This window comes from Desertibacillus haloalkaliphilus (genome assembly GCF_019039105.1).
Classification (GTDB): domain Bacteria; phylum Bacillota; class Bacilli; order Bacillales; family KJ1-10-99; genus Desertibacillus; species Desertibacillus haloalkaliphilus.
On sequence record NZ_JAHPIV010000125.1, the window covers coordinates 1 to 440 of the forward strand.

The following is a 440-nucleotide window of genomic DNA, read 5'->3' on the forward strand; positions in this document are numbered from 1 at the left end:
CCTGTGGAAGGACGATAAAGCGCATGTTTTGTCCACCTGTGAATCCTAAAGAGCGTGCGGCTTCAGTTTGTCCGTTATCGATGGACTGAATCCCTGCACGAATAATTTCTGAGAAATAAGCTCCTGCATTAATCGCTACTGTAATAATCCCTGCCGGTACTCGGTCAAGTGAAATGAATTCAAGTGTATTTAGCCCAAAATAAATGAAAAATAGCTGTACGATAAATGGCGTACCTCGAATGGCATTGACAAAAACGAGTGAAATAAAGTTCAAGATTTTAAATGGTGACAGGCGGAATAGCGCCACAATCAACCCGATGATAAAACCTAAAATGATAGCAACAACAAAGATATATAAAGTGGTTTGCAAACCATCCATTAAATACGGAAATGCATTAACAATCGTATCCATGTTTCTCCCTCCCTAATTCACATACGGT

General features: G+C 39.8%; 1 protein-coding gene. It reads right to left on the minus strand.

From position 1 onward, the window contains the following. A partial coding sequence (locus KH400_RS21165; RefSeq protein ID WP_217228023.1) for an amino acid ABC transporter permease occupies window positions 1–412 on the minus strand: 412 nt, incomplete at its 3' end. Between the last annotated feature and the right edge of the window lie 28 nt (window positions 413–440).